The sequence below is a fragment of the Arthrobacter cavernae genome (assembly GCF_017368795.1).
Lineage (GTDB): Bacteria > Actinomycetota > Actinomycetes > Actinomycetales > Micrococcaceae > Arthrobacter > Arthrobacter cavernae.
The window spans coordinates 37,325-56,869 of the sequence record NZ_JAFNLL010000024.1 but is presented as its reverse complement, the minus strand read 5'-3'; the positions used below and the strand labels follow the sequence as shown (position 1 = coordinate 56,869).

The following is a 19,545-nucleotide window of genomic DNA, read 5'->3' as shown; positions in this document are numbered from 1 at the left end:
ATAGACTGGAAGAATTAAGTCAGTCGTGAGGGGTGCTTCTGTGGAAGAACGTGCGACGTCGGCGCCACCGGCGGGCGGGGATGACGGTTACAGCAGTGTGCCCGGTACGGGGTCAATGGACACGGGCCACGCCTCCGGCGCGGTGCCCTTGGATAGTCCTGGCGTGCGCCCCACCTTCCCCGGACGCCGTGAACGCACCCGTTCGCGGCTCGCCAGGCTCACAGGCCGTGGCGTGACGCCCTATTCGCCGATCCTTGAGCCGCTGCTGCGGACGGTACGTGCCAACAACCCCCGGGAAGATCTGGAGCTGATCCAGCGGGCGTTCACCGTCGCCGAACGCAGCCATCAGGGGCAGAAGCGCAAGAGCGGCGATCCCTACATCACCCACCCCGTTGCCGTCGCCACCATCCTGGCGGAACTGGGGATGACGGGGACCACCCTGGCGGCGGCCCTGTTGCACGACACCGTCGAGGACACGCCCTACACGCTGGCAAACCTGACGGCGGACTTCGGCCCGGAAGTGGCCATGCTGGTGGACGGCGTGACCAAGCTCGACAAGGTCAGCTTCGGCGAGGCAGCGCAGTCCGAGACCGTGCGCAAGATGGTTGTGGCCATGGCCAAGGACATCCGCGTGCTGATGATCAAGCTCGCCGACCGTCTCCACAACGCGCGCACCTGGCGCTTCGTTTCGGCCGAGTCCTCGTCCCGCAAGGCCCGCGAAACCCTGGAAATCTTCGCCCCGCTGGCCCACCGCCTCGGCATGAACACCGTCAAGTGGGAGCTCGAGGACCTTTCCTTCGCAGCCCTGTACCCCAAGGTGTACGAGGAAATCGTCCGCATGGTGGGGGACAGGACGCCCGAGCGCGAAAAGAGCCTCAGCGTCATCCGCAACCAAATCGCGGACGACCTGCGCGCCTCCCGCATCAAGGCCACCATCACGGGCCGGCCCAAGCACTACTACTCGATCTACCAGAAGATGATCGTCCGGGACAAGGACTTCGACGACATCAACGACCTCATGGGCGTGCGCGTCCTGGTGGATTCCGTCCGCGACTGTTACGCGGCCCTCGGCACCCTGCATTCGCGCTGGAACCCCCTGCCCGGGCGGTTCAAGGACTACATAGCCATGCCGAAGTTCAACATGTACCAGTCCCTGCACACCACAGTCATCGGTCCGGGCGGCAAGCCCGTGGAGATCCAGATCCGCACCCACGAAATGCACCGCCGGGCCGAATACGGTGTGGCGGCGCACTGGAAGTACAAGGACCAGCCGAACCGCACCGCGGTGGGTCCCGGCAGCCCGCGCGACGGCGACATGGGCTGGCTGCGTTCCCTGGTGGACTGGCAGCAGGAAACCTCCGATCCCGGGGAATTCCTGGACTCGCTCCGCTACGAGATCAACGCCCGCGAGGTGTTCGTGTTCACGCCCAAGGGTGAGGTCATGGCCCTGCCCGCGGGTTCGACCCCCGTGGACTTTGCCTACGCAGTCCACACCGAAGTGGGCCACAGGACCATCGGTGCCCGGGTCAACGGCAAACTGGTCCCGCTCAACAGCGAACTCAACCACGGCGACTGGGTGGAGATCTTCACCTCCAAGGCCGAGGGTGCAGGCCCCAGCCAGGACTGGCAGCATTTCGTCAAGTCCGCGCGTGCACGCAACAAGATCCGGCAATGGTTCACCAAGGAACGCCGCGAGGAAGCGATCGACCGCGGCAAGGAAATGCTGACGCGCGGGATGCGCAAGCACAACCTTCCGCTGCAGAAGCTCATGACGCATGACGCCCTGTCCAAGGTGGCGGAGGATTTCCACTACGTCGACATTTCCGGGCTCTACGCCGGCGTCGGCGATAACCACACCTCCGTACAGTCCGTGATGGAAAAGCTCATGGAGCATCTCGGCAGCAAGGAGACTCCGGACGAGGACCTCGACGAGGTCAGCATCCCCACCCAGGTGGCGAAGTCCAAATTCGCCGACTCCGGTGTGGTGGTCCGCGGCGTTGACGACGTGTGGGTGAAGCTGGCCCGTTGCTGCACGCCCGTCCCGCCCGACCCCATCCTGGGTTTCGTCACCCGTGGCGCCGGCGTGTCCGTGCACCGCACGGACTGCACCAACGTTTCCGAACTGCGGGACCAGCCGGACAGGATCGTGGAAGTCGAGTGGGCGCCCACGCAGTCCAGCGTCTTCCTGGTTGAGATACAGGTCGAAGCCCTGGACCGGAAGTCGCTGCTTTCGGACGTCACCCGGGTGCTGTCCGAAAACCACGTCAACATCCTGGCCGCCTCGGTGCACACCTCCAGCGACCGCGTGGCGATCTCCAAGTTCGCCTTCGAAATGGGCGACCCCAAGTACCTGCACCACGTGCTCAGCGCGGTGCGCAGGATCGACGGCGTGTTCGACGTCTACCGCACCACCGGGAACCGCCGGCGCGGCTAGGCACAGCCTTCCTCGCAGACGCACGTCCTGCGAGGCAACACGCATCAGGCGAGTACTTTCAGCTTGGCCAGGGCCGCCTTCTTGTGGGGCACCCTGGGGGAGGCCTCGACGGCCAGGGTCAGCAGGCGCAGCCGCACGCCCAGGTCTTCGTGCGCAAGCAGCAGTCGCAGGACGGGCAGGGCGCGTTCGGCTTCCACATGCAGGGCCACATCCACGGCCGTGCGCAGCGGGCTGGTGACGAGCATTCCGCCCATGCTCACGACGTCGAACTTGCCAAGCTTGACTTCATGGAGCATGCAGCCGCGCGTGGAGCGCAGGCTGGAGATCCGGTGCTTGGCATCCACCAGCAGAGACAGCCGGTCCGGTGGCTCACCGCAGCCGTAGATCCACGCCGCCGTCATGCGGCCGGCCACCACCTTGGTCCGGATCTTCTCCGGCACCGTCAGGGCCGCAGCACGGGCACGCAGCCGCGGTGTCACGCTGACGCCCGGGGCGGTGAAGCTGCGGCCGTACAGGGGCTGCAGCACGCCGTCGGCAGCCATTGACTGCAGTTCCGCCCAGCTGAACAGCGGACTCGGAGCGTAGAGCTCCAGGCATTGGGCTTCCTGCTGTTGCGGCGGGGACTCGTTGACCATTCAGCCATCTTTTCCTGCCTGCCCCAACGAGTACAGGCCCCGTCGCGGTTATGTGGATAACCGCGACGGGGCCTGTACGTGAAGAGCAACGCCTCAGAAGGAAGCCTTCAGCGGCGGGTGGTCCGGCCTAGGCGAGGTCACTGGCCGAACGCTGGATCTGGTCGAGCCAGGATTCGCGGGCTTCGAGTGCTTCGCGGGCTGCCTTGATGCGGCGCTGGTCGCCGGCCTTTTCGGCCTTCTCCAGGTCGTCCCGGAGTCCGGCGATGGCCGATTCCAGCTGTGACAGCGCGCTGTTGGTGCGGGCCTTGGTCTCCGGGTTGCTCCGGCGCCACTTGTCGTCCTCGGCCTCGCGTACGGCGTCCTCCACCTTGCGCAGGCCGGCTTCGATGCGTCCCATGTCTGCACGCGGGACCTTGCCGGCTTCTTCCCAGCGTTCACGGATGGACTGCAGGGCCTTCTTGGCGGCGTTGAGGTCCGTGACCGGCAGCAGGGCCTGGGCCTCAACCACGAGCTGTTCCTTGACGGAAAGGTTGGCCGTGTACTGCTGGTCGATCTCGTCATTGGCAGCCTGGCGGTTGCTGAAGAAGACATCCTGGGCGGCACGGAACCGGGTCCACAGGGCATCGTCATCCTTGCGGCTGGCGCGCGGGGTGGCCTTCCACTGGTCCATGAGGCGGCGGTATTCGCCGGCCGCATAGCCCCAGTCAGTGGAGGATGAGAGCGCCTCGGCCTCGGCGATCAGGTTCTCCTTGGCCGACTTCGCAGCCGTGTTGGTGCTGTCCAGCTGGGAGAAATAGGCGCGGCGGTGACGGTCGAACACGGTCCGTGCGGAACGGAACCGCTTCCACAGGGCGTCCTCGTTGCTGCGGCCCAGGCGGATGCCGCTCTTCTGGGCGACCTTCCAGGTCTCGAAGAGCTCGTTCATCCGGGCGCTGGACGTCTTCCACTGGATCTGGGAAGGATCCTGGGCGGAGATGGCTTCAGCCTCGGCCACAATGGCCTCGCGTGCTGCCAGCTCGGTGGCACGGACGGCGTCGTGGGCAGCCTTCTCGGACTTCTCCAGTTCGGCGATCCTGACGGACAGCGACTCAAGGCGGGCCTCGGCGGAGCGGATGTCGCCCACCATGCTGCCCTCGGCCAGCTGATCGCGCAGATGGGCCACGGTCTTCTGCATGTCGGTGGCAGGAGCCTTTGACTCCACCCGGTGCTCCATGAGGACAACCTGGGCGATGACGTCGTCGAACTTCCGGGCGAAGTAGCCCAGGGCTTCCTCGGGGCTGACCCCGGGGTACTGGCCCACGGGCCGTTCGGCGCCGTCGATGGTCAGAAAGACGTGCCCATCGCCTTCGGCGCGCCCCCACTTGGCGGCCTCGGCCAGCGAGGCTGCCGATACTGCCGGGGCGGCGGGAACAACACCAGCTGCGGCCTTGGGCCGGGCGGCGAAAGCCGAAGGGGAGGGGGCCGGTCGCGGCGCTGCCGGAGTCGCGGGGCTTGCCTCCGGAGCCGCCGGGGGCTCTGCCGCCGGGCTTTCCGCGGGTGCTTCCGTCCCGGTGCCGTTCTCCTCGGGAGCCGTTGCCGGGGTCCCGGGCGCTGCTGCCTCGGGGGCCTCGACTGCTTCATCGTTGGCCACTACTGCTGTTTCGTCGGATTTCTGACTGTCTGTCACCGCTAAAAGTCTTTCGCTTGGAGGGACTGCTAAGGCAATGCGCCGCGGACCGTGGGCCCGGAGCAAGTTACTTCAGAGAGAACGAGTCTATCGTGACAGGTGCCACAGGGGCGCCGTCGGAAGGGCTGTCGCCGGGAGTGATGCCTGCTGCGGCGATCGTGGTGATGACGTCCAGTCCGCTGGTGACCTTGCCGACCACTGAGTAGCCGCCGGCCTGGTCGGCCGGGATGACAGTGTCCTTGTAGACGATGAAGAACTGGTGGCCGTTGCCGTAGGCATTCCCGGAGGTGCGCGCCACGGCGATGGTTCCGGCCGCGTATTTGTTGTCCGCCGGGGTGTTCTCCAGGGGTCCCCAGCGGTAGGCGGGATCGTCCGAGCCGTCCGGATTCCTGGCCCCGCACTGCAGCAGCCCGAAGGTATCCCCGGTGGTCAGGCGGTGGCAGTTGGCCCCGGTGTAGTAGCCGGCGTCGCTCAGCGACTTGTAGACGGCCGCCGCCTGGGGCGCCGTGTTTCCGTCAAGTTCGACGCCAACCACGCTGCCGTTGAGCTTGAGCTCGCCGGTGAAGGTCTTTCCTGCCGCGGTGTCCGGCGCGGGAATGTCCGGTCCGTTGGAGGGCGACGGCGACGGCGACTTCAGTCCCGCTTCGGTCGCGGCGAACTCCTCTTCCGTGGGGTTGGAGCTGAAGACTGTCAGTTGCAGGACGACGGCGAGAACCACCGCAATGGCACCGGCACCCGCTGCCAGGATGTTGTCACGGCGGCGCCGCTTCCCCTGTTCCTGCCGCAGTTCGCGCTTGGCTTCCATCTGCCGGATGCGCCGTCTGGCTTCGCGGTCATCCCGCGACCTTGTTGCCAAGAGTCCTCCTGATTGTGTGGACGTATTCCATCGCCGGCAGCAGAACGCGGGCACGGCCCATTAGATGTGCACGCGCCGAAAGCATAAACTGGCTGCCGCACATAGTTTATGCATGACTGGCTGGACGCCCGCCCACAAACGCCACCGGCGTCGAGCGCGGCGCGATTGTCCGGGCCGCGCAATCTTGAGGAGAAAATTCCACCATGGCACGTACCGCCTCCTTGTCCGGATTCCCCGAGTGGCTTCCCCAGGAACGGTTGGTGGAGCTGCACGTGCTGGACACGCTGCGGAAGACCTTTGAACTGCACGGATTCTCCTCGATTGAAACGCGCGCCGTGGAGACCGTCGGACAGCTGCTGCGCAAGGGCGAAATCGACAAAGAGGTCTACGGCTTGAGCCGCCTGCAGGATGACGAGGCCCCGGACGCCAGCACCTTAGACAAGCACGACCCCCACGCCCTGGCCCTGCACTTCGACCTCACCGTGCCGTTTGCCCGCTACGTGGTGGAAAACGCCGGATACCTCGCGTTTCCGTTCCGCCGTTACCAGATCCAGAAGGTCTGGCGCGGGGAGCGCCCGCAGGAAGGCCGCGCCCGGGAATTCACCCAGGCGGACATCGACGTCGTGGGCGACGGCGAGCTGCCGTTCCGCTACGACGTCGAGATCGCCCTCGTCATCGCCGAAGCGCTCAGCGCTCTCCCCATCCCGGACTTCCGCCTGCGGATCAACAACCGCAAGCTCGCCGAAGGCTTCTACCGCGGCATCGGCCTCACGGACACGGCAGGTGTCCTGCGCAGCATCGACAAGCTCGAGAAGATCGGCGCTGCAAAGGTCGCCGAACTTCTCAAGAGCGAGCTCGGCGCCAGCGATGAACAGGCCGCCCTGGCCCTCCAGCTGGCAAGCATCCGCACTGAGGACACCTCCTTCGTGGCCCAGGTCCGCGCCCTGGGCGTCAGCGATGACCTTCTCGAGGAAGGCCTCAGCGAACTCGAACAGGTCATCGAAGCCGCCGTGCACCGCGCGCCGGGCAAGGTCATCGCCGACCTCAGCATCGCGCGCGGCCTGGACTACTACACCGGCACAGTCGTCGAAACCGTCCTGGTGGGCCACGAGCAGCTCGGCTCCATCTGCTCCGGCGGCCGCTACGACGCCCTGGCCAGCAAGGGCAACCGCACGTTCCCCGGCGTCGGCCTGTCCATCGGCGTGACCCGCCTGGTCTCGCGCATCCTGAGCCAGGAACTCGCCACGGCGTCCCGCTCGGTGCCCACCGCAGTTCTGGTGGCCCTGAACGATGACCAAAGCTGGTCAGCAGCGCAGGACGTCGCGGCGCAGCTGCGCGGACGCGGCATCGCCACCGAAGTGGCTGCCAAGGCCGAGAAGTTCGGCAAGCAGATCAAGTTCGCCGACCGCCGCGGCATCCCCTTTGTCTGGTTCACGGACGACGACGGCAAGCACCAGGTGAAGGACATCCGCTCCGGCGAGCAGGTGGACGCCGACCCGGCCAGCTGGGCGCCGTCCGCGGAAGACCTGCACGTCCGCGTCACCACGACCTGAACCGCGACCTGTGCCAGGGCCTGAACCGCGGGCCCGGCAGGGGCACGGACCCCGTCCAGTGGCGGCGAGCCGCTGCGGGGGCGGGTAAACTCGGACGGGATCGTTTTTTGCAATGGTCCTATGAAACTTCATGCTGAAAGGAATGCTGTGCTGCGCACACATGACCTCGGATCACTTCGCTCCGAGCACATTGGACAGACCGTTACCCTGGCCGGCTGGGTGGGCCGCCGCCGCGATCACGGTGGTGTCGCATTCGTTGACCTGCGTGACGCCTCCGGTGTGTCCCAGGTGGTTGTCCGCGAGGAAGAGGTCTTCCACGGACTGCGGAACGAGTACGTGCTGCAGGTGACGGGCACCGTCAGCAAGCGTCCTGAAGGCAATGAGAACGCCGCCCTCGCCACCGGCGAGATCGAGGTCATTGCCGAGAAGGTCGTCATCCTCAACACTGCGGAACCCCTGCCGTTCCAGATCGATGAGCACGTCGAAGTGGGCGAGGAAGCCCGCCTCAAGCACCGCTACCTGGACCTGCGCCGCCCCGGCCCGGCCCGCAACCTGCGCCTGCGCTCCGAGGCCAACCGCGTGGCCCGCGAGCTGCTCCACCAGCGGGGCTATGTGGAAATCGAAACCCCCACGCTGACCCGCTCTACCCCGGAAGGCGCCCGCGACTTCGTCGTTCCCGCCCGCCTGGCTCCCGGCTCCTGGTACGCCTTGCCCCAGTCCCCGCAGCTGTTCAAGCAGCTGCTGCAGGTTGGCGGTTTCGAGAAGTACTACCAGATCGCCCGCTGCTACCGTGACGAGGACTTCCGCGCCGACCGCCAGCCGGAATTCACCCAGCTCGACATCGAGGCCAGCTTTGTGGAGCAGGACGACATCATCGAGCTCGGCGAGAGCATCGTGAAGGCACTGTGGCAGCTGATCGGCGTCGAGATCCCGACGCCAATCCGCCGTATGACCTACTTCGACGCCATGGCCAAGTACGGCTCGGACAAGCCGGACCTCCGCTTCGGCCTCGAACTGACCGAACTGACCGAGTTCTTCAAGGACACCAACTTCGGCGTCTTCAAGGCTCCCTATGTTGGCGCCGTTGTCATGCCCGGCGGCGCCTCGCAGGCCCGCCGTGCGCTGGATGCCTGGCAGGAATGGGCCAAGCAGCGCGGCGCCAAGGGTCTCGCCTACGTCCTGTTCAAGGAAGACGGCGAGCTGGCCGGTCCGGTTGCCAAGAACCTGACCGACGAAGAGCGTGCAGGCCTGGCGGACGCCGTGGGTGCCAAGCCGGGCGACTGCATCTTCTTCGCCGCCGGCGAGAAGTCCCCGTCCCGTGCCCTGCTGGGCGCAGCCCGTGTGGAAATCGGCCACCGCACCGGCCTGATCGACCCCAAGGACTGGGCCTTCGTCTGGATCGTGGACGCGCCCATGTTCGAACCGGCTGCCGCGGCCGTCGCTTCCGGCGACGTCGCAGTGGGTGGCGGCCAGTGGACTGCCGTCCACCACGCCTTCACCTCGCCCAAGCCTGAGTTCCTTGACACCTTCGACAAGGACCCCGAGTCCGCGCTGTCCTACGCCTACGACATCGTCTGCAACGGAAATGAAATCGGTGGCGGTTCCATCCGTATCCATGAGCGTGACGTCCAGGAGCGCGTTTTCGAGCTCATGGGCCTCGACAAGCAGGACGCCCAAACCAAATTCGGCTTCCTCCTCGAAGGATTCAAGTACGGCGCCCCGCCGCACGGCGGCATGGCCCTCGGCTGGGACCGTGTGGTGGCGCTGCTGGCTGGCGTGGACTCCATCCGCGACGTCATCGCGTTCCCGAAGACTGGCGCCGGCTACGACCCGCTGACCGCTGCACCTGCGTCCATCACCGCGCAGCAGCGCAAGGAAGCCGGCGTCGACTTCAAGCCCGAGGCGAAGTAGCAGGCCGCGCCTGCAGCCAAGTCCGAGTAGCAGCACCGCCCGAAGGCCCCCGTTCCGGCGGGGGCCTTCGGCGTACCATGGCGGCGTCACCCAGCGTGCCAATTCGGTGTGCCCAAGAGCCAGTCAGATGACCCTGAAGCAGCTGTCCGGGCCGCCTCCCTGTGGTACCGCTCCCGGCGCCTGCTGTTGATCTTCCAGGTCTTCGACAACCAGCGCAGTGCGGCCCTGAACTCCTTGCTCGATGCCCAGCGCTTCACGCGGCAGTCCGAAACCTTGGTCATGGTCCGGGATGCTGAGAACCTGCCGGAAAGCCGGCCAGCCGGCGTCGAACTCTCGGAAGAACCCTCGGCGGAGTGGTTGCAGTCGTGGTGGTCCGTGGACGGGCGCGGCGGCGACGCCGAACGCGTGACCGCCCGCCGCATTCTCGCGGGCTGCCCCTCGCTGTACGCGCTGGTGCGGGACGACGACGGCGTCCCCGCCGCCGTCGGGCCTCGCTATTCCCGACGGCGGGGCAGAAGGCTGGGGCGGGCTCTACGGCATGGCAACCGCTGCGACGCAGCGGCGTCGCAGCTATGGAACGCGTGTGCTGGATGCCTTGATGCTGGAAGGCGCAGCCCGCGGTCTGGAAGGCTTTTGGCTGCTCGTCACGGCTGCCAACCATGGCGCCCAGGGACTTTACCGGCGTGCGGGCTTCGCCGGTAAGGGGCGCTATCTCTACCGCCAAGCGCCCTTGAAGCGGGCTCCCGGCGGCTGCTAGCAAGCAGCGGGACATCCTGGGGTCAGGCCGGCGGGTCCGTCACCAGGATCCGGACGGAGCACGCGTCCGCGGCCGCTTTGGCGAGGGCTGTGGCCTTGGGCCCGGGGATGTCCAGGAACGCCAGCCGGGAACGCACAGCGAACTGCTTCATGGCGGGCTGCTCCAGGACCTGCTCCACCAGGAGCCTGTCACCGCCGGGTACCAGGTATTCCACGCGGTGGGCCCCGAATACCTGTGCCGCGTGTTCGGCCGCGGACTCGACCAGGGCGTCGGCCTGGTTGCCGCGCCGCCGGGCATAGCGTTGCTGGGACTGGCCGCCGGCGGCAGTCCGCGACTGCACGTAGCGGGTGCCCGTCTTGGATGCGAGGACTGTGCCCCCGCTGGCCGCGGCCACGGCGAAACCGCCGCGCCGCACCAGCAGCAGCCCCAGACCGCGTTCCTGGGCGGCCAGGGAAGCCAGCCGTTCAAGCAGGTCCGCGCCCGTGCCGGGCCGCCCGTCCACGGGCCAGGGGGCCTTCAAGAGTGCAGTGGCGCCGTCCGCGGCCTGCAGCAGGATGCCGCCGTCGACCTGCGTCTCGGCAAGCCGCCCGTGGCTCGCGGCGAACCGCTCCACCCAGCCGGACAGCCGTGCGCCCTGGACGAAGGCGGTGCGGCTCACGGGCCGGGCCTCTGCGGCCTGCTGGCCGGTGTGTGGGCGCTCCACGTCGATGTCTCCTTTGTCAGATGTACTGAGTAGCCTATCCATGTGGATGATCTCTTTGGTGCGGGCACAGACGGCGACGACGAGTCCGACGACGACTCCGGCGTGACCGGCCGTCCGGACGCCGGGCGGGCACAGTCCCAGCGCAGCCCCCTCGCCGTCCGGATGCGGCCGCGTTCGCTTGACGAAGTAGTGGGCCAGCAGCACCTGCTCGGCCAAGGATCGCCGTTGCGCCAGCTCGCCGCTGGCGTCGATGCCACCGGCCCCGCGGGGCCGAGTTCCCTGATTCTCTGGGGCCCTCCGGGCACCGGCAAGACCACGCTCGCCCATGTGATCGCCCGCGGCCCGGGCCGGAAGTTCGTGGAACTGTCTGCGATCACCGCCGGCGTCAAGGACGTGCGGCGGGTCATGGACGATGCCCTGACCGCGCGGGACCTGTACAAGACCACCACCGTGCTGTTTCTCGACGAGATCCACCGCTTCAACAAGGCCCAGCAGGACGCGCTGCTTCCGGGCGTCGAAAACCGCTGGGTGGTCCTCGTCGCCGCGACCACCGAGAACCCGTCATTCTCCGTGGTGTCGCCCCTGCTCTCGCGTTCGCTCCTGCTGACCCTGAAGCCCCTGGAGGACAGCGACATCGAGGGCCTCCTGCAGCGCGCCGTCGCCGACGCCCGCGGGCTCGGCGGCCGCGTCGAGCTGGGAGCCGAAGCACTCGAGCACCTCGTCCGCCTTTCCGGCGGCGATGCCCGGCGGGCCCTGACGGCGCTCGAGGCCGCCGCCGGCGTCGCCTTCGGGGATGTTCCGCCCGACGACGGCGAACCCGGGCTCGCGGACGACGGCGCACCGGCGGCGCCGGTCGTCGTCGAGCTCCGCCACACCGAACGGGCGCTGGATGTTGCCGCGGTCCGCTATGACCGCGCGGGCGACCAGCACTACGACGTCGCCAGCGCCTTCATCAAGTCGATCCGCGGCTCCGACGTCGACGCCGCCCTGCACTACCTGGCCCGGATGCTGGAAGCCGGCGAGGACCCGCGGTTCGTGGCCCGCCGGATCGTGATCTCCGCCGCCGAGGACGTGGGCATGGCCGATCCGACGGCCCTGCAGACGGCCGTTGCCGCCGCTCAGGCCGTGCAGTTGATCGGCATGCCGGAGGGCCGGATTGTGCTGGCCGAAGCCGTGGTCCACCTGGCCACCGCGCCCAAGTCCAACGCCGCCTACATGGGCATCAACAAGGCGATCGCCGACGTCCGCGCCGGCCTGGGAACCGGCATCCCGGCGCACCTGCGCGACGCACACTATCCCGGGGCCAAGCAGCTGGGCCACGGCCAAAGCTACAAATACGCCCACGACGCACCCCACGGCGTGGCCACGCAGCAGTACCCTCCCGACGACCTGGTGGGCAAGGACTATTACGAGCCCACCGCAAACGGCGCCGAACGCGACATTGCGGCACGGCTCGAACGGCTGCGCAGGATCGTCCGCGGGGAGTAGCCCGCCGCCAGCGGTCGGCGGTGCCCGGCGCCGGAGGCCGGGCCCGTGGTAGGATGGTTGCTTGTCTGGCAAGGCCCGGCGCACAATCCCTTGAATTTCGGTTCGACAGGTCTGTGCCCTGCGCCCAGTAGCAAAAGGCAGCGGTTGGCCGATGCTCTCCATCGTGGAGGCCAGTAACACTGACACACCGCAGTTATTTGGAAGGACACAAGTGGCTAACAACACTCGTGCTCGCCGTACCGCACGCCTTTCGCGTGCACTCGGCATCGCTCTGACCCCCAAGGCCGCCAAGTACATGGAGCGCCGCCCGTACGGCCCCGGTGAGCACGGCCGTGCCCGCAAGAAGCAGGACTCCGACTACGCCGTACGTCTGCGCGAAAAGCAGCGTCTGCGCGCCCAGTACGGCATCCGCGAGGCCCAGATGACCCGTGCCTTCGAAGAAGCACGCCGCACCAAGGGCCTGACCGGTGAAAACCTGGTTGAACTGCTCGAAATGCGCCTCGACGCCCTGGTCCTGCGTGCCGGCTTCGCCCGCACCATCGCCCAGGCCCGCCAGCTGGTTGTGCACCGCCACATCCTGGTTGACGGCATCCGCGTTGACCGCCCGTCCTTCCGCGTCGGCGAAGGCCAGCTCATCCACGTTCACAGCCGCAGCGAAGTCATGCCGCCGTTCCAGGTCGCAGCAGCCGGTGCACACGTTCTGAACACGGTTCCGGCCTACCTGGACGTCAAGATCGACGCCCTCCAGGCTCGCCTGGTCCGCCGCCCGAAGCGCTCCGAGGTCCCCGTGACCTGCGAAGAGCAGCTCGTCGTCGAATTCTACGCTCGCTAAATTCCAGCAGCGCATACAAAGAAGCCCGTGGCACACGCCACGGGCTTCTTTGTATGTAAGGTACTTGGGGAAGCCTTGACGGGAGCAGAACGCAACGGCCGGGCACCAGTGCACCGCAACGATCCAAGGGAGATGAGTGACATGTCTGGTGGCGATATTGCCGGCCTGATCGCGGCAGGAGTGTTTGCGCTCCTTGTGCTGCTGCTGGCCGTGCCCATCCTGAAGCTCGGCGGCGTCCTGGACGAAGTGCGCCAGTCGATCCGTAGCATCAGCGACGGCGCCACGCCGCTCATGGACGAGGTCACGGCCACCGTCTCCACTACCAACCAGCAGTTGAAGAAGGTGGACGGCATCGCTTCGAACGTCTCCGACGCCTCGGCCAACATTTCCGCGTTATCCTCGCTCGTGGCCGCAACCGTCGGTTCCCCGCTCATCAAGGTCGCCGCGTTCAGCTATGGTGTCCGCTCCGCCCTCGCAGGCCGGCGGACCCCGTCCCGCGGCCGCCGCAGCCGCTGAATCCGCCGGAAGGCCAACAACCGTGAAAAGAATTGTCTGGATGGGAATCGGCGTCGCCATCGGCGTCATCGCCTTCCGAAAGATCACCGAAGCCCAGGCCAACATCGGCCCCGACGGACTCAACCGCGCCGTCGGCCGGCTTGCCGACGGGTTCCACGATTTCGCCGATGCCGTGCGCGCCGGAATGCGCGAACGCGAAGGGGACCTGCGGTCCGCCCTGGGGATCAACGAGCCCGACGCCGGCGCACGCTAGCCGCCGCGGTTCGCCCCCGCGCCCGGAACAGGGCAGAATTAGAAGCTGCGGAACGGCAACGGCCGGTTCCGCGCACAAACTCATGCAGTGAATTGAGAAGGGTAAGTAATCAGCTAATGAAGTCGCAGGAGATCACCAAACGCTGGGTGGACTTTTTTGTCAGCAAGGGCCACACCGCCGTTCCCTCCGCGTCGCTCGTATCCAGCGACCCGTCCCTGCTCTTCACTGTGGCCGGCATGGTGCCCTTCATCCCTTACCTGACCGCGCGGGAAGAACCGCCTTTCAAGCGTGCCACGAGCATCCAGAAGTGCATCCGCACCGGTGACATCGAGGAGGTGGGTAAGACCGCCCGCCACGGCACCTTCTTCCAGATGTGCGGCAACTTCTCCTTCGGCGACTACTTCAAGGAAGACGCCATCAAGTTCGCCTTTGAGCTGCTGACCACCGGCGTGGATGACGGCGGCTACGGCCTGCCCGCCGAACGCCTCTGGGTCACGGTCTACGAAGAAGATGACGAAGCCAAGGAACTGTGGCTGAAGAACACCGGCATCCCCGCCGAGCGCATCCAGCGCATGGGCAAGGCTGACAACTACTGGTCCACGGGCCAGCCCGGCCCCGCAGGCCCTTGCTCCGAGATCTACTACGACCGCGGCCCTGCCTACGGCATCGAAGGCGGCCCGCTGGCCGACGAAACCCGGTACATCGAAATCTGGAACCTCGTGTTCATGCAGTACCAGATCGAGAACGTCCGCTCCAAGGTGGACTTCGACATTGCCGGCGAACTGCCCCAGAAGAACATCGACACCGGCCTGGGCATGGAACGCCTCGCAATGATCCTGCAGGGCGTCGAGAACATGTACGAGACCGACCAGGTCCGTCCGGTGATCGACAAGGCAGCTGCGCTCTCCGGCAAGGAATACACTTCAGCCGAATCCGCCGAGGACCCTCACCACACGGACGATGTCCGCATGCGCGTTGTGGGCGACCACATCCGCTCCGCACTCATGCTGATCGCCGACGGCGTGTCCCCGTCCAACGAGGGCCGTGGCTACGTGCTGCGCCGCCTCATCCGCCGCGCGGTCCGCGCCATGCGCCTGCTGGGTGTCGAGACTGCCTGCCTGCCCGAGCTCCTGCCGGCCTCGCGCGACGCCATGAAGGGCGTTTACCCCGTGGTGGAGACCGACTTCGACCGCATCAGCCGCATCGCCTACGCCGAGGAGAGGGCGTTCCTGCGCACCATCGCCTCCGGCACCGCGCGCCTCGAGGATGCCGTGGCCGAGTCCAAGGCCGCAGGCGTCCAGCTCTCCGGCGCCGACGCGTTCGCCCTGCACGACACCTACGGCTTCCCGATCGACCTCACCCTGGAAATGGCCGAAGAAGCCGGACTCAAGGTGGATGAGGCCGGCTTCCGCGCCCTCATGCTCGAACAGCGCCAGCGCGCCCAGGCCGATGCCAAGGGCAAGAAGGGCGGCCACGCCGACCTCAGCGCCTACCAGGAGCTGCTCGGCGAGGGCGAGACCGTCTTCACCGGCTACGGCGAGCTCGACGGCGAATCCCGCGTCCGCGGCATCGTCAGCGGCGGCCAGCGCGTCGCCCACGCCTCCACCGGCGACGAGATCGAGCTCGTCCTCAACGAGACCCCGTTCTACGCCGAGGCCGGCGGCCAGTCCGCCGACACCGGCCTCATCACCGGCGACGGCTTCGTCGTCGAGGTCCTCGACGTCCAGCGCCCCGTCAAGGGCCTGAGCGTGCACAAGGCGATCGTCCGCGAAGGCGAGATCTCCTCGGACGCCCTGGTGCGCGCCGCCGTCGACCGCGAACGCCGCCACGCCGCCGAGCAGGCCCACACCGGCACGCACATCGTGCACGCGGCCCTGCACCAGATCCTCGGCCCGGAAGCCACGCAGCGCGGCTCCTACAACAAGGCCGGCTACCTGCGCTTCGACTTCGCCTGGGGCGAAGGCCTGAGCACGGCCACGAGGTCCGAGATTGAAGAGGTCTCGAACATCGCCATCCGCAACAACTTCCGCGTCGACACGAAGGTCATGGGCCTGGCCGAGGCCAAGGCCCTGGGCGCCATGGCGCTGTTCGGCGAGAACTACGGCAGCGAAGTGCGTGTTGTGGAGATCGACGGCGCGTGGTCCCGTGAGCTCTGCGGCGGCACCCACGTTGCCAACACCTCGCTGATCGGCAGCCTTTCGCTGCTGGGCGAGCAGTCCGTCGGCTCCGGAAACCGTCGTGTGGAGGCCTTCGTGGGCCTCGACGCTTTCCGCCACCTGGCCGCCGAGCGCGCCCTGGTCACCGAGCTCACCGAAATGCTCAAGGTTCCGTCCGGCCAGCTGGCCGAACGCATCGCCGGCACGCTGAACAAGCTGAAGGCAACGGAGAAGGAACTCGACCGACTGCGCAAGGAACAGCTCACCGCGGCCGCCGCCACGCTTGTCGGCACGGCCCAGGATGCTGCCGGCGTCCGGGTCATCGCGCACGACGCCGGCCAGATCGGCGGCGCCGACGACGTCCGCAACCTTGCCCTGGACCTGCGCAACCGCCTCGGTTCGGAAGCTTCCACCGTGGCCGTGGCCGGTGTCAGCAACGACCGTCCGGTCATCCTGGTAGCCACCAACGAGGCGGCCCGGGAAGCCGGCGTCAAGGCCGGCGCACTGGTGCGGCTGGCCGCCGGAATCCTCGGCGGCGGCGGCGGCGGCAAGGACGACGTCGCCCAGGGCGGCGGCACGGACGCTGCGAAGGTCCCCGCGGCCCTCGCCGCCGTCGTGGATGCGATCGCCAAGCGCTGACGGTGGATTCCACGTTGAGCAACGACGTCTACCCCCGCGGCATCAAGCTGGGGGTAGACGTCGGTACCGTCCGGGTCGGGCTTGCGATCTGCGACCCGGACGGCATCCTCGCCACGCCGTTCAAAACGGTGAGCCGGGACGCCAAGAAGAACTCCGACGTCCGGGTCATTGTGAAGCAGGCAGCCGAGCGCGGCGCGGTGCAGATCATTGTGGGGCTGCCACGCACCATGAAGGGCGAAGAGCACGCCTCGGCACGGATGGCCAGGGACTACGCGGACCTTCTGGTGGCGGAGTTGCAGCGTGCCGGACTCGACGTTCCCGTGAACCTCGTCGATGAGCGCCTGACGACCGTGACGGCGCACCGTAACCTGCACGAAGCTGGCATGAGCAGCAAAGACCATCGTAAAGTGGTGGATCAGGTTGCTGCTGCCGGAATACTGCAGCATGCGATCGACATGCAAAAAGCCAGGGGATCGGACGCTGGCCGCCGTGTACATGCACCGGCGCCATCCGAACCAGCCACCAGTGCCCCAACACTGCAGGCTGCCCCCGGCTCTGACCCGCACTCTTCTACGAGGGGAAGTCAATTGTGAGCCCGGTCAACAGCGACCCCTCAAACCAGGCGTCCTCAGGCGGCGGCATGCCCCTGACCCGCAAGGAACTCCGCGCCAGGGAACGGTTCCTGGCAACGCAGAACCAGGACATCGTCGAGGTTCCCGATTTCGTTCCGGAGGAAGTGACGGTGCCCGCCCCGGTTGCGGCCGCCGCCGTCTTGCCGGCGCCTATCTCCGCGGCCCGTCGTTTCTCCGCCCCGGAAGCACCGGAAGCACCGGCCGCCGCGCCCCAGGCCGCTTCTGTGCCGGCGGCTGTGCCCGAAACGGTGCCCGAGCCTGTGCAGCATGTTGATGTCCGGCAGGGCGACGCCGGCCGGCAGGGCGACGCCGCTGTGGCCGAACTCCACGGCGATGCGGAGCCGCGCCACGACGTCCACGGCTACGCCGACGTCCACCTGGACGGGCATGCGGACGTCCACTACGACGATCACGCGTACCTTGAACACCACGAACATGACGAACATGGCTATGACGAACACGGTTACGTCGAACACGATGAGCATGCCGCGCATGAGTACGATTCCCACCACGGCTACGAGGCGTATGAAGGGCATGGCCACGAGGTCCTCGACAGCCCGGCCGCTGCCAAGGCGCCGTCCAAGAAGGTCCGCCACCGTCGCCGCGTCGTCGCACTGCTGATCACCCTGGGTGTCTTCGTTGCCGCCATTTCCATCGGGGCGCAGTTCCTCCGGCCGATCCTGGGCATGGACAGGCTGAGTGACTACCCGGGGCCGGGCACCGGATCGGTGACGGTCACCGTCCCCGCCGGCTCGGGACCCAAAGCGATCGCCGGCGAGCTCGAGGAAAAGCACGTCGTGGCCAATGCGGACACGTTCCTCAAGGCGTTCATCGCCGCGGGCGGCGAGTTGTCGCCAGGTGACTTCCAATTCAGGACTGAAATGACGAACGCCGACGCCGTGGCCGTGCTGCAGAACCAGGACGCCTCCAAGGTCATCTATTTCGCCCTCAGCGCAGGCCTGCGGATCAACGAATCCCTCGAGGCGATTTCCAAGGGTTCGGGCATTCCGGTGCAGCAGCTCAAGGCACTCAGCGATGCCCCCGCCCAGTTCGGCGCACCGGCCAAGGCCAAGAACCTTGAAGGCTTCCTGGCGCCGGGGGAGTACCGCTTCCCCCTGGGTACTGCCGGCAAGGACATCATGCAGAAGCTGGTCAGCACCACGCTGGACGAGCTCAAGGCGCAGGGGATCACCGACCCCGCCAAGCAGTTCGACACCGTGATCATCGCCAGCATCGTACAGGCCGAAGGCGGCCAGGCTGACTACGGGAACGTGGCCGGCGCCATCTACAACCGCCTGAAGCCGGGCAACAGCGAGACCAACGGGCTGATCCAGTCCGACGCCGCGGTGACCTACGGGCTTGGCACCAAGAGCTTCAACTTCACCGAGGAGCAACGGCTGGACAAGGCCAACCCGTACAACACCTACGCCATTGCCGGACTTCCAGTCGGCCCCATCGGTTCGCCCGGAAAGTCGGCCATCGACGCGGCGGCCAAGCCCACCGCCAACGAGTACCTCTACTGGGTGACCATCAATCTGGACACCAAGGAGACCAAGTTCTCCAAGACGCTGGCCGAACACAACGTCTACGTTGCGCAGTACAACGCGTGGTGTGCGGCGAACGCCGGCCGATGCGTGTGAGAAGGCGCGCAGCGGTCCTCGGACACCCCATCTCGCACTCGAAGTCTCCGGCACTGCACCTGGCCGCCTACGCCAAGCTCGGCGTCGACATCGAATACACGGCCATCGACGTCACCGTTGAGGGGCTGCCCGCCTTCATGGCCGAGGTACGTTCCGACGATTCCTGGTGCGGGCTGTCCGTCACGATGCCGCTGAAATCGGCGATGGTCGCGGAAGTCGATGAGATCCGCGGCGCAGGGGCCAGCCTCGGCGTCATCAACACCGTGGCCTTCGAGCGGGACGGCAAGGGTGTCCGGCGCATCGGCTACAACACCGACGTCGCGGGCATTGTCGAAGCCGTGCGCCATGCCGGGGCAGTGTCCCGGCCGCGGGCGGCCATCCTGGGCGGCGGAGGCACCTCTGCCGCCGCCATTGCCGCCCTGCACGAACTGGGCTCCAGCCACGTTGACGTGTTCGTCCGCGATGCGTCACGTGCGGGAGATGCCCAGGCGGCCGCGGCCGCCGTCGGGATCTCGCTTGCCCTGCGCCCCCTCAGCGAGGTGGCCACGGCACTGGCCGGAGCGGAACTGGCCATCTCCACGCTGCCGCCGCGTGCGGCGGACGGCATTGCCGCGGAACTCGCCGGACTTCCGGCCACGGCGGCGGGAGTCCTGCTCGACGTGGCCTACGATCCGTGGCCCAGCCGCCTTGCCGAGGTATGGCAAGGGCATGGCGGTGCCGTGGTACCGGGCCTGGAGATGCTGATGTACCAGGCCGTGGAGCAGATTCGGTTCTTTACCGGCGGCGAGGTAACCGCCGGTGTCATAGATGTGATGTGTGACTCAGTCGGGCTTCCCCGGCGGGTGTTCTAGTGGCCTTACATGGCAGGATTGGT

The 19,545-nt window shown here is 67.1% G+C and carries 15 protein-coding genes and 1 pseudogene; 12 read left to right on the top strand and 4 right to left on the bottom strand.

What is annotated here, in order from left to right; all coding sequences use genetic code 11:
* Window positions 1-40: 40 nt before the first annotated feature.
* On the top strand, window positions 41-2,434 hold the full coding sequence (locus J1902_RS10815; RefSeq protein ID WP_207616262.1) for a RelA/SpoT family protein: 2,394 nt from the start codon (window positions 41-43) through the stop codon (window positions 2,432-2,434).
* Between the two features lie 44 nt (window positions 2,435-2,478).
* Here J1902_RS10815 and J1902_RS10810 read toward each other — a convergent pair whose 3' ends face one another.
* The 3 genes from J1902_RS10810 to J1902_RS10800 all read right to left on the bottom strand — a co-directional run bounded on the left by J1902_RS10810 (window position 2,479) and on the right by J1902_RS10800 (window position 5,591).
* Window positions 2,479-3,069, bottom strand: coding sequence for a hypothetical protein (locus J1902_RS10810; protein WP_207616261.1), 591 nt, complete (start codon window positions 3,067-3,069; stop codon window positions 2,479-2,481).
* Between the two features lie 127 nt (window positions 3,070-3,196).
* Window positions 3,197-4,735, bottom strand: a complete 1,539-nt coding sequence (locus J1902_RS10805; RefSeq protein WP_207616260.1) for a DUF349 domain-containing protein — start codon at window positions 4,733-4,735, stop codon at window positions 3,197-3,199.
* Between the two features lie 67 nt (window positions 4,736-4,802).
* Window positions 4,803-5,591 (bottom strand): peptidylprolyl isomerase, encoded by a 789-nt coding sequence (locus J1902_RS10800; RefSeq protein WP_207616259.1) that lies wholly within the window; start codon window positions 5,589-5,591, stop codon window positions 4,803-4,805.
* Between the two features lie 203 nt (window positions 5,592-5,794).
* On the opposite strand from J1902_RS10800, the gene hisS reads away from it, so the two are divergent.
* The 3 genes and pseudogenes from hisS to J1902_RS19815 all read left to right on the top strand — a co-directional run.
* Entirely contained in the window at window positions 5,795-7,144 is a 1,350-nt protein-coding gene (hisS, locus tag J1902_RS10795) for a histidine--tRNA ligase (protein WP_207616258.1), read from the top strand.
* Window positions 7,145-7,291: 147 nt separating this feature from the next.
* Window positions 7,292-9,055, top strand: coding sequence for an aspartate--tRNA ligase (gene aspS / locus J1902_RS10790; RefSeq protein WP_207616257.1), 1,764 nt, complete (start codon window positions 7,292-7,294; stop codon window positions 9,053-9,055).
* Window positions 9,056-9,533: 478 nt separating this feature from the next.
* Window positions 9,534-9,812, top strand: a pseudogene (locus tag J1902_RS19815) (GNAT family N-acetyltransferase); the annotation flags it as partial.
* 22 nt (window positions 9,813-9,834) lie between these two features.
* Here the strand turns inward: J1902_RS19815 and J1902_RS10780 are convergent.
* The gene (locus J1902_RS10780; RefSeq protein WP_307794429.1) at window positions 9,835-10,515 is read right to left on the bottom strand and encodes an acVLRF1 family peptidyl-tRNA hydrolase; all 681 of its coding nucleotides are present in this window, start codon (window positions 10,513-10,515) and stop codon (window positions 9,835-9,837) included.
* A gap of 42 nt (window positions 10,516-10,557) precedes the next feature.
* Here J1902_RS10780 and J1902_RS10775 point away from each other — a divergent pair, with 42 nt between their 5' ends.
* The 8 genes from J1902_RS10775 to J1902_RS10740 all read left to right on the top strand — a co-directional run bounded on the left by J1902_RS10775 (window position 10,558) and on the right by J1902_RS10740 (window position 19,522).
* Window positions 10,558-12,003 (top strand): replication-associated recombination protein A, encoded by a 1,446-nt coding sequence (locus tag J1902_RS10775; protein WP_207616255.1) that lies wholly within the window; start codon window positions 10,558-10,560, stop codon window positions 12,001-12,003.
* Between the two features lie 211 nt (window positions 12,004-12,214).
* Window positions 12,215-12,835, top strand: coding sequence for a 30S ribosomal protein S4 (gene rpsD / locus J1902_RS10770; protein WP_207616254.1), 621 nt, complete (start codon window positions 12,215-12,217; stop codon window positions 12,833-12,835).
* A gap of 141 nt (window positions 12,836-12,976) precedes the next feature.
* Window positions 12,977-13,351 carry a DUF948 domain-containing protein gene (locus tag J1902_RS10765; RefSeq protein WP_207616277.1) on the top strand — a complete coding sequence of 125 codons (375 nt, stop codon included), beginning with the start codon at window positions 12,977-12,979 and terminating at the stop codon, window positions 13,349-13,351.
* Window positions 13,352-13,391: 40 nt separating this feature from the next.
* On the top strand, window positions 13,392-13,604 hold the full coding sequence (locus J1902_RS10760; protein ID WP_207616276.1) for a hypothetical protein: 213 nt from the start codon (window positions 13,392-13,394) through the stop codon (window positions 13,602-13,604).
* A gap of 116 nt (window positions 13,605-13,720) precedes the next feature.
* The gene (gene alaS / locus J1902_RS10755) at window positions 13,721-16,399 is read left to right on the top strand and encodes an alanine--tRNA ligase (RefSeq protein WP_207616253.1); all 2,679 of its coding nucleotides are present in this window, start codon (window positions 13,721-13,723) and stop codon (window positions 16,397-16,399) included.
* A 14-nt stretch (window positions 16,400-16,413) separates the two neighbouring features.
* Window positions 16,414-16,992 carry a Holliday junction resolvase RuvX gene (gene ruvX / locus J1902_RS10750; protein ID WP_242701876.1) on the top strand — a complete coding sequence of 193 codons (579 nt, stop codon included), beginning with the start codon at window positions 16,414-16,416 and terminating at the stop codon, window positions 16,990-16,992.
* A complete protein-coding gene (gene mltG / locus J1902_RS10745) occupies window positions 16,989-18,671 on the top strand; it encodes an endolytic transglycosylase MltG (RefSeq protein WP_207616251.1) in 1,683 nt (560 codons plus the stop codon). The genes ruvX and mltG overlap by 4 nt, the downstream gene beginning before the upstream one ends.
* Window positions 18,668-19,522, top strand: coding sequence for a shikimate dehydrogenase (locus J1902_RS10740; RefSeq protein WP_207616275.1), 855 nt, complete (start codon window positions 18,668-18,670; stop codon window positions 19,520-19,522). Before mltG ends, J1902_RS10740 begins: the two co-directional genes overlap by 4 nt.
* Window positions 19,523-19,545: the final 23 nt, after the last annotated feature.

What these genes read in the sequence shown, in the direction of transcription:
- J1902_RS10810 (WP_207616261.1), bottom strand. Translation starts at nt 3,069, where the DNA reads ATGGTCAACGAGTCCCCGCCGCAACAGCAGGAAGCCCAATGCCTGGAG.
- hisS (WP_207616258.1), top strand. Translation starts at nt 5,795, where the DNA reads ATGGCACGTACCGCCTCCTTGTCCGGATTCCCCGAGTGGCTTCCCCAG.
- J1902_RS10765 (WP_207616277.1), top strand. Translation starts at nt 12,977, where the DNA reads ATGTCTGGTGGCGATATTGCCGGCCTGATCGCGGCAGGAGTGTTTGCG.
- J1902_RS10760 (WP_207616276.1), top strand. Translation starts at nt 13,392, where the DNA reads ATGGGAATCGGCGTCGCCATCGGCGTCATCGCCTTCCGAAAGATCACC.
- alaS (WP_207616253.1), top strand. Translation starts at nt 13,721, where the DNA reads ATGAAGTCGCAGGAGATCACCAAACGCTGGGTGGACTTTTTTGTCAGC.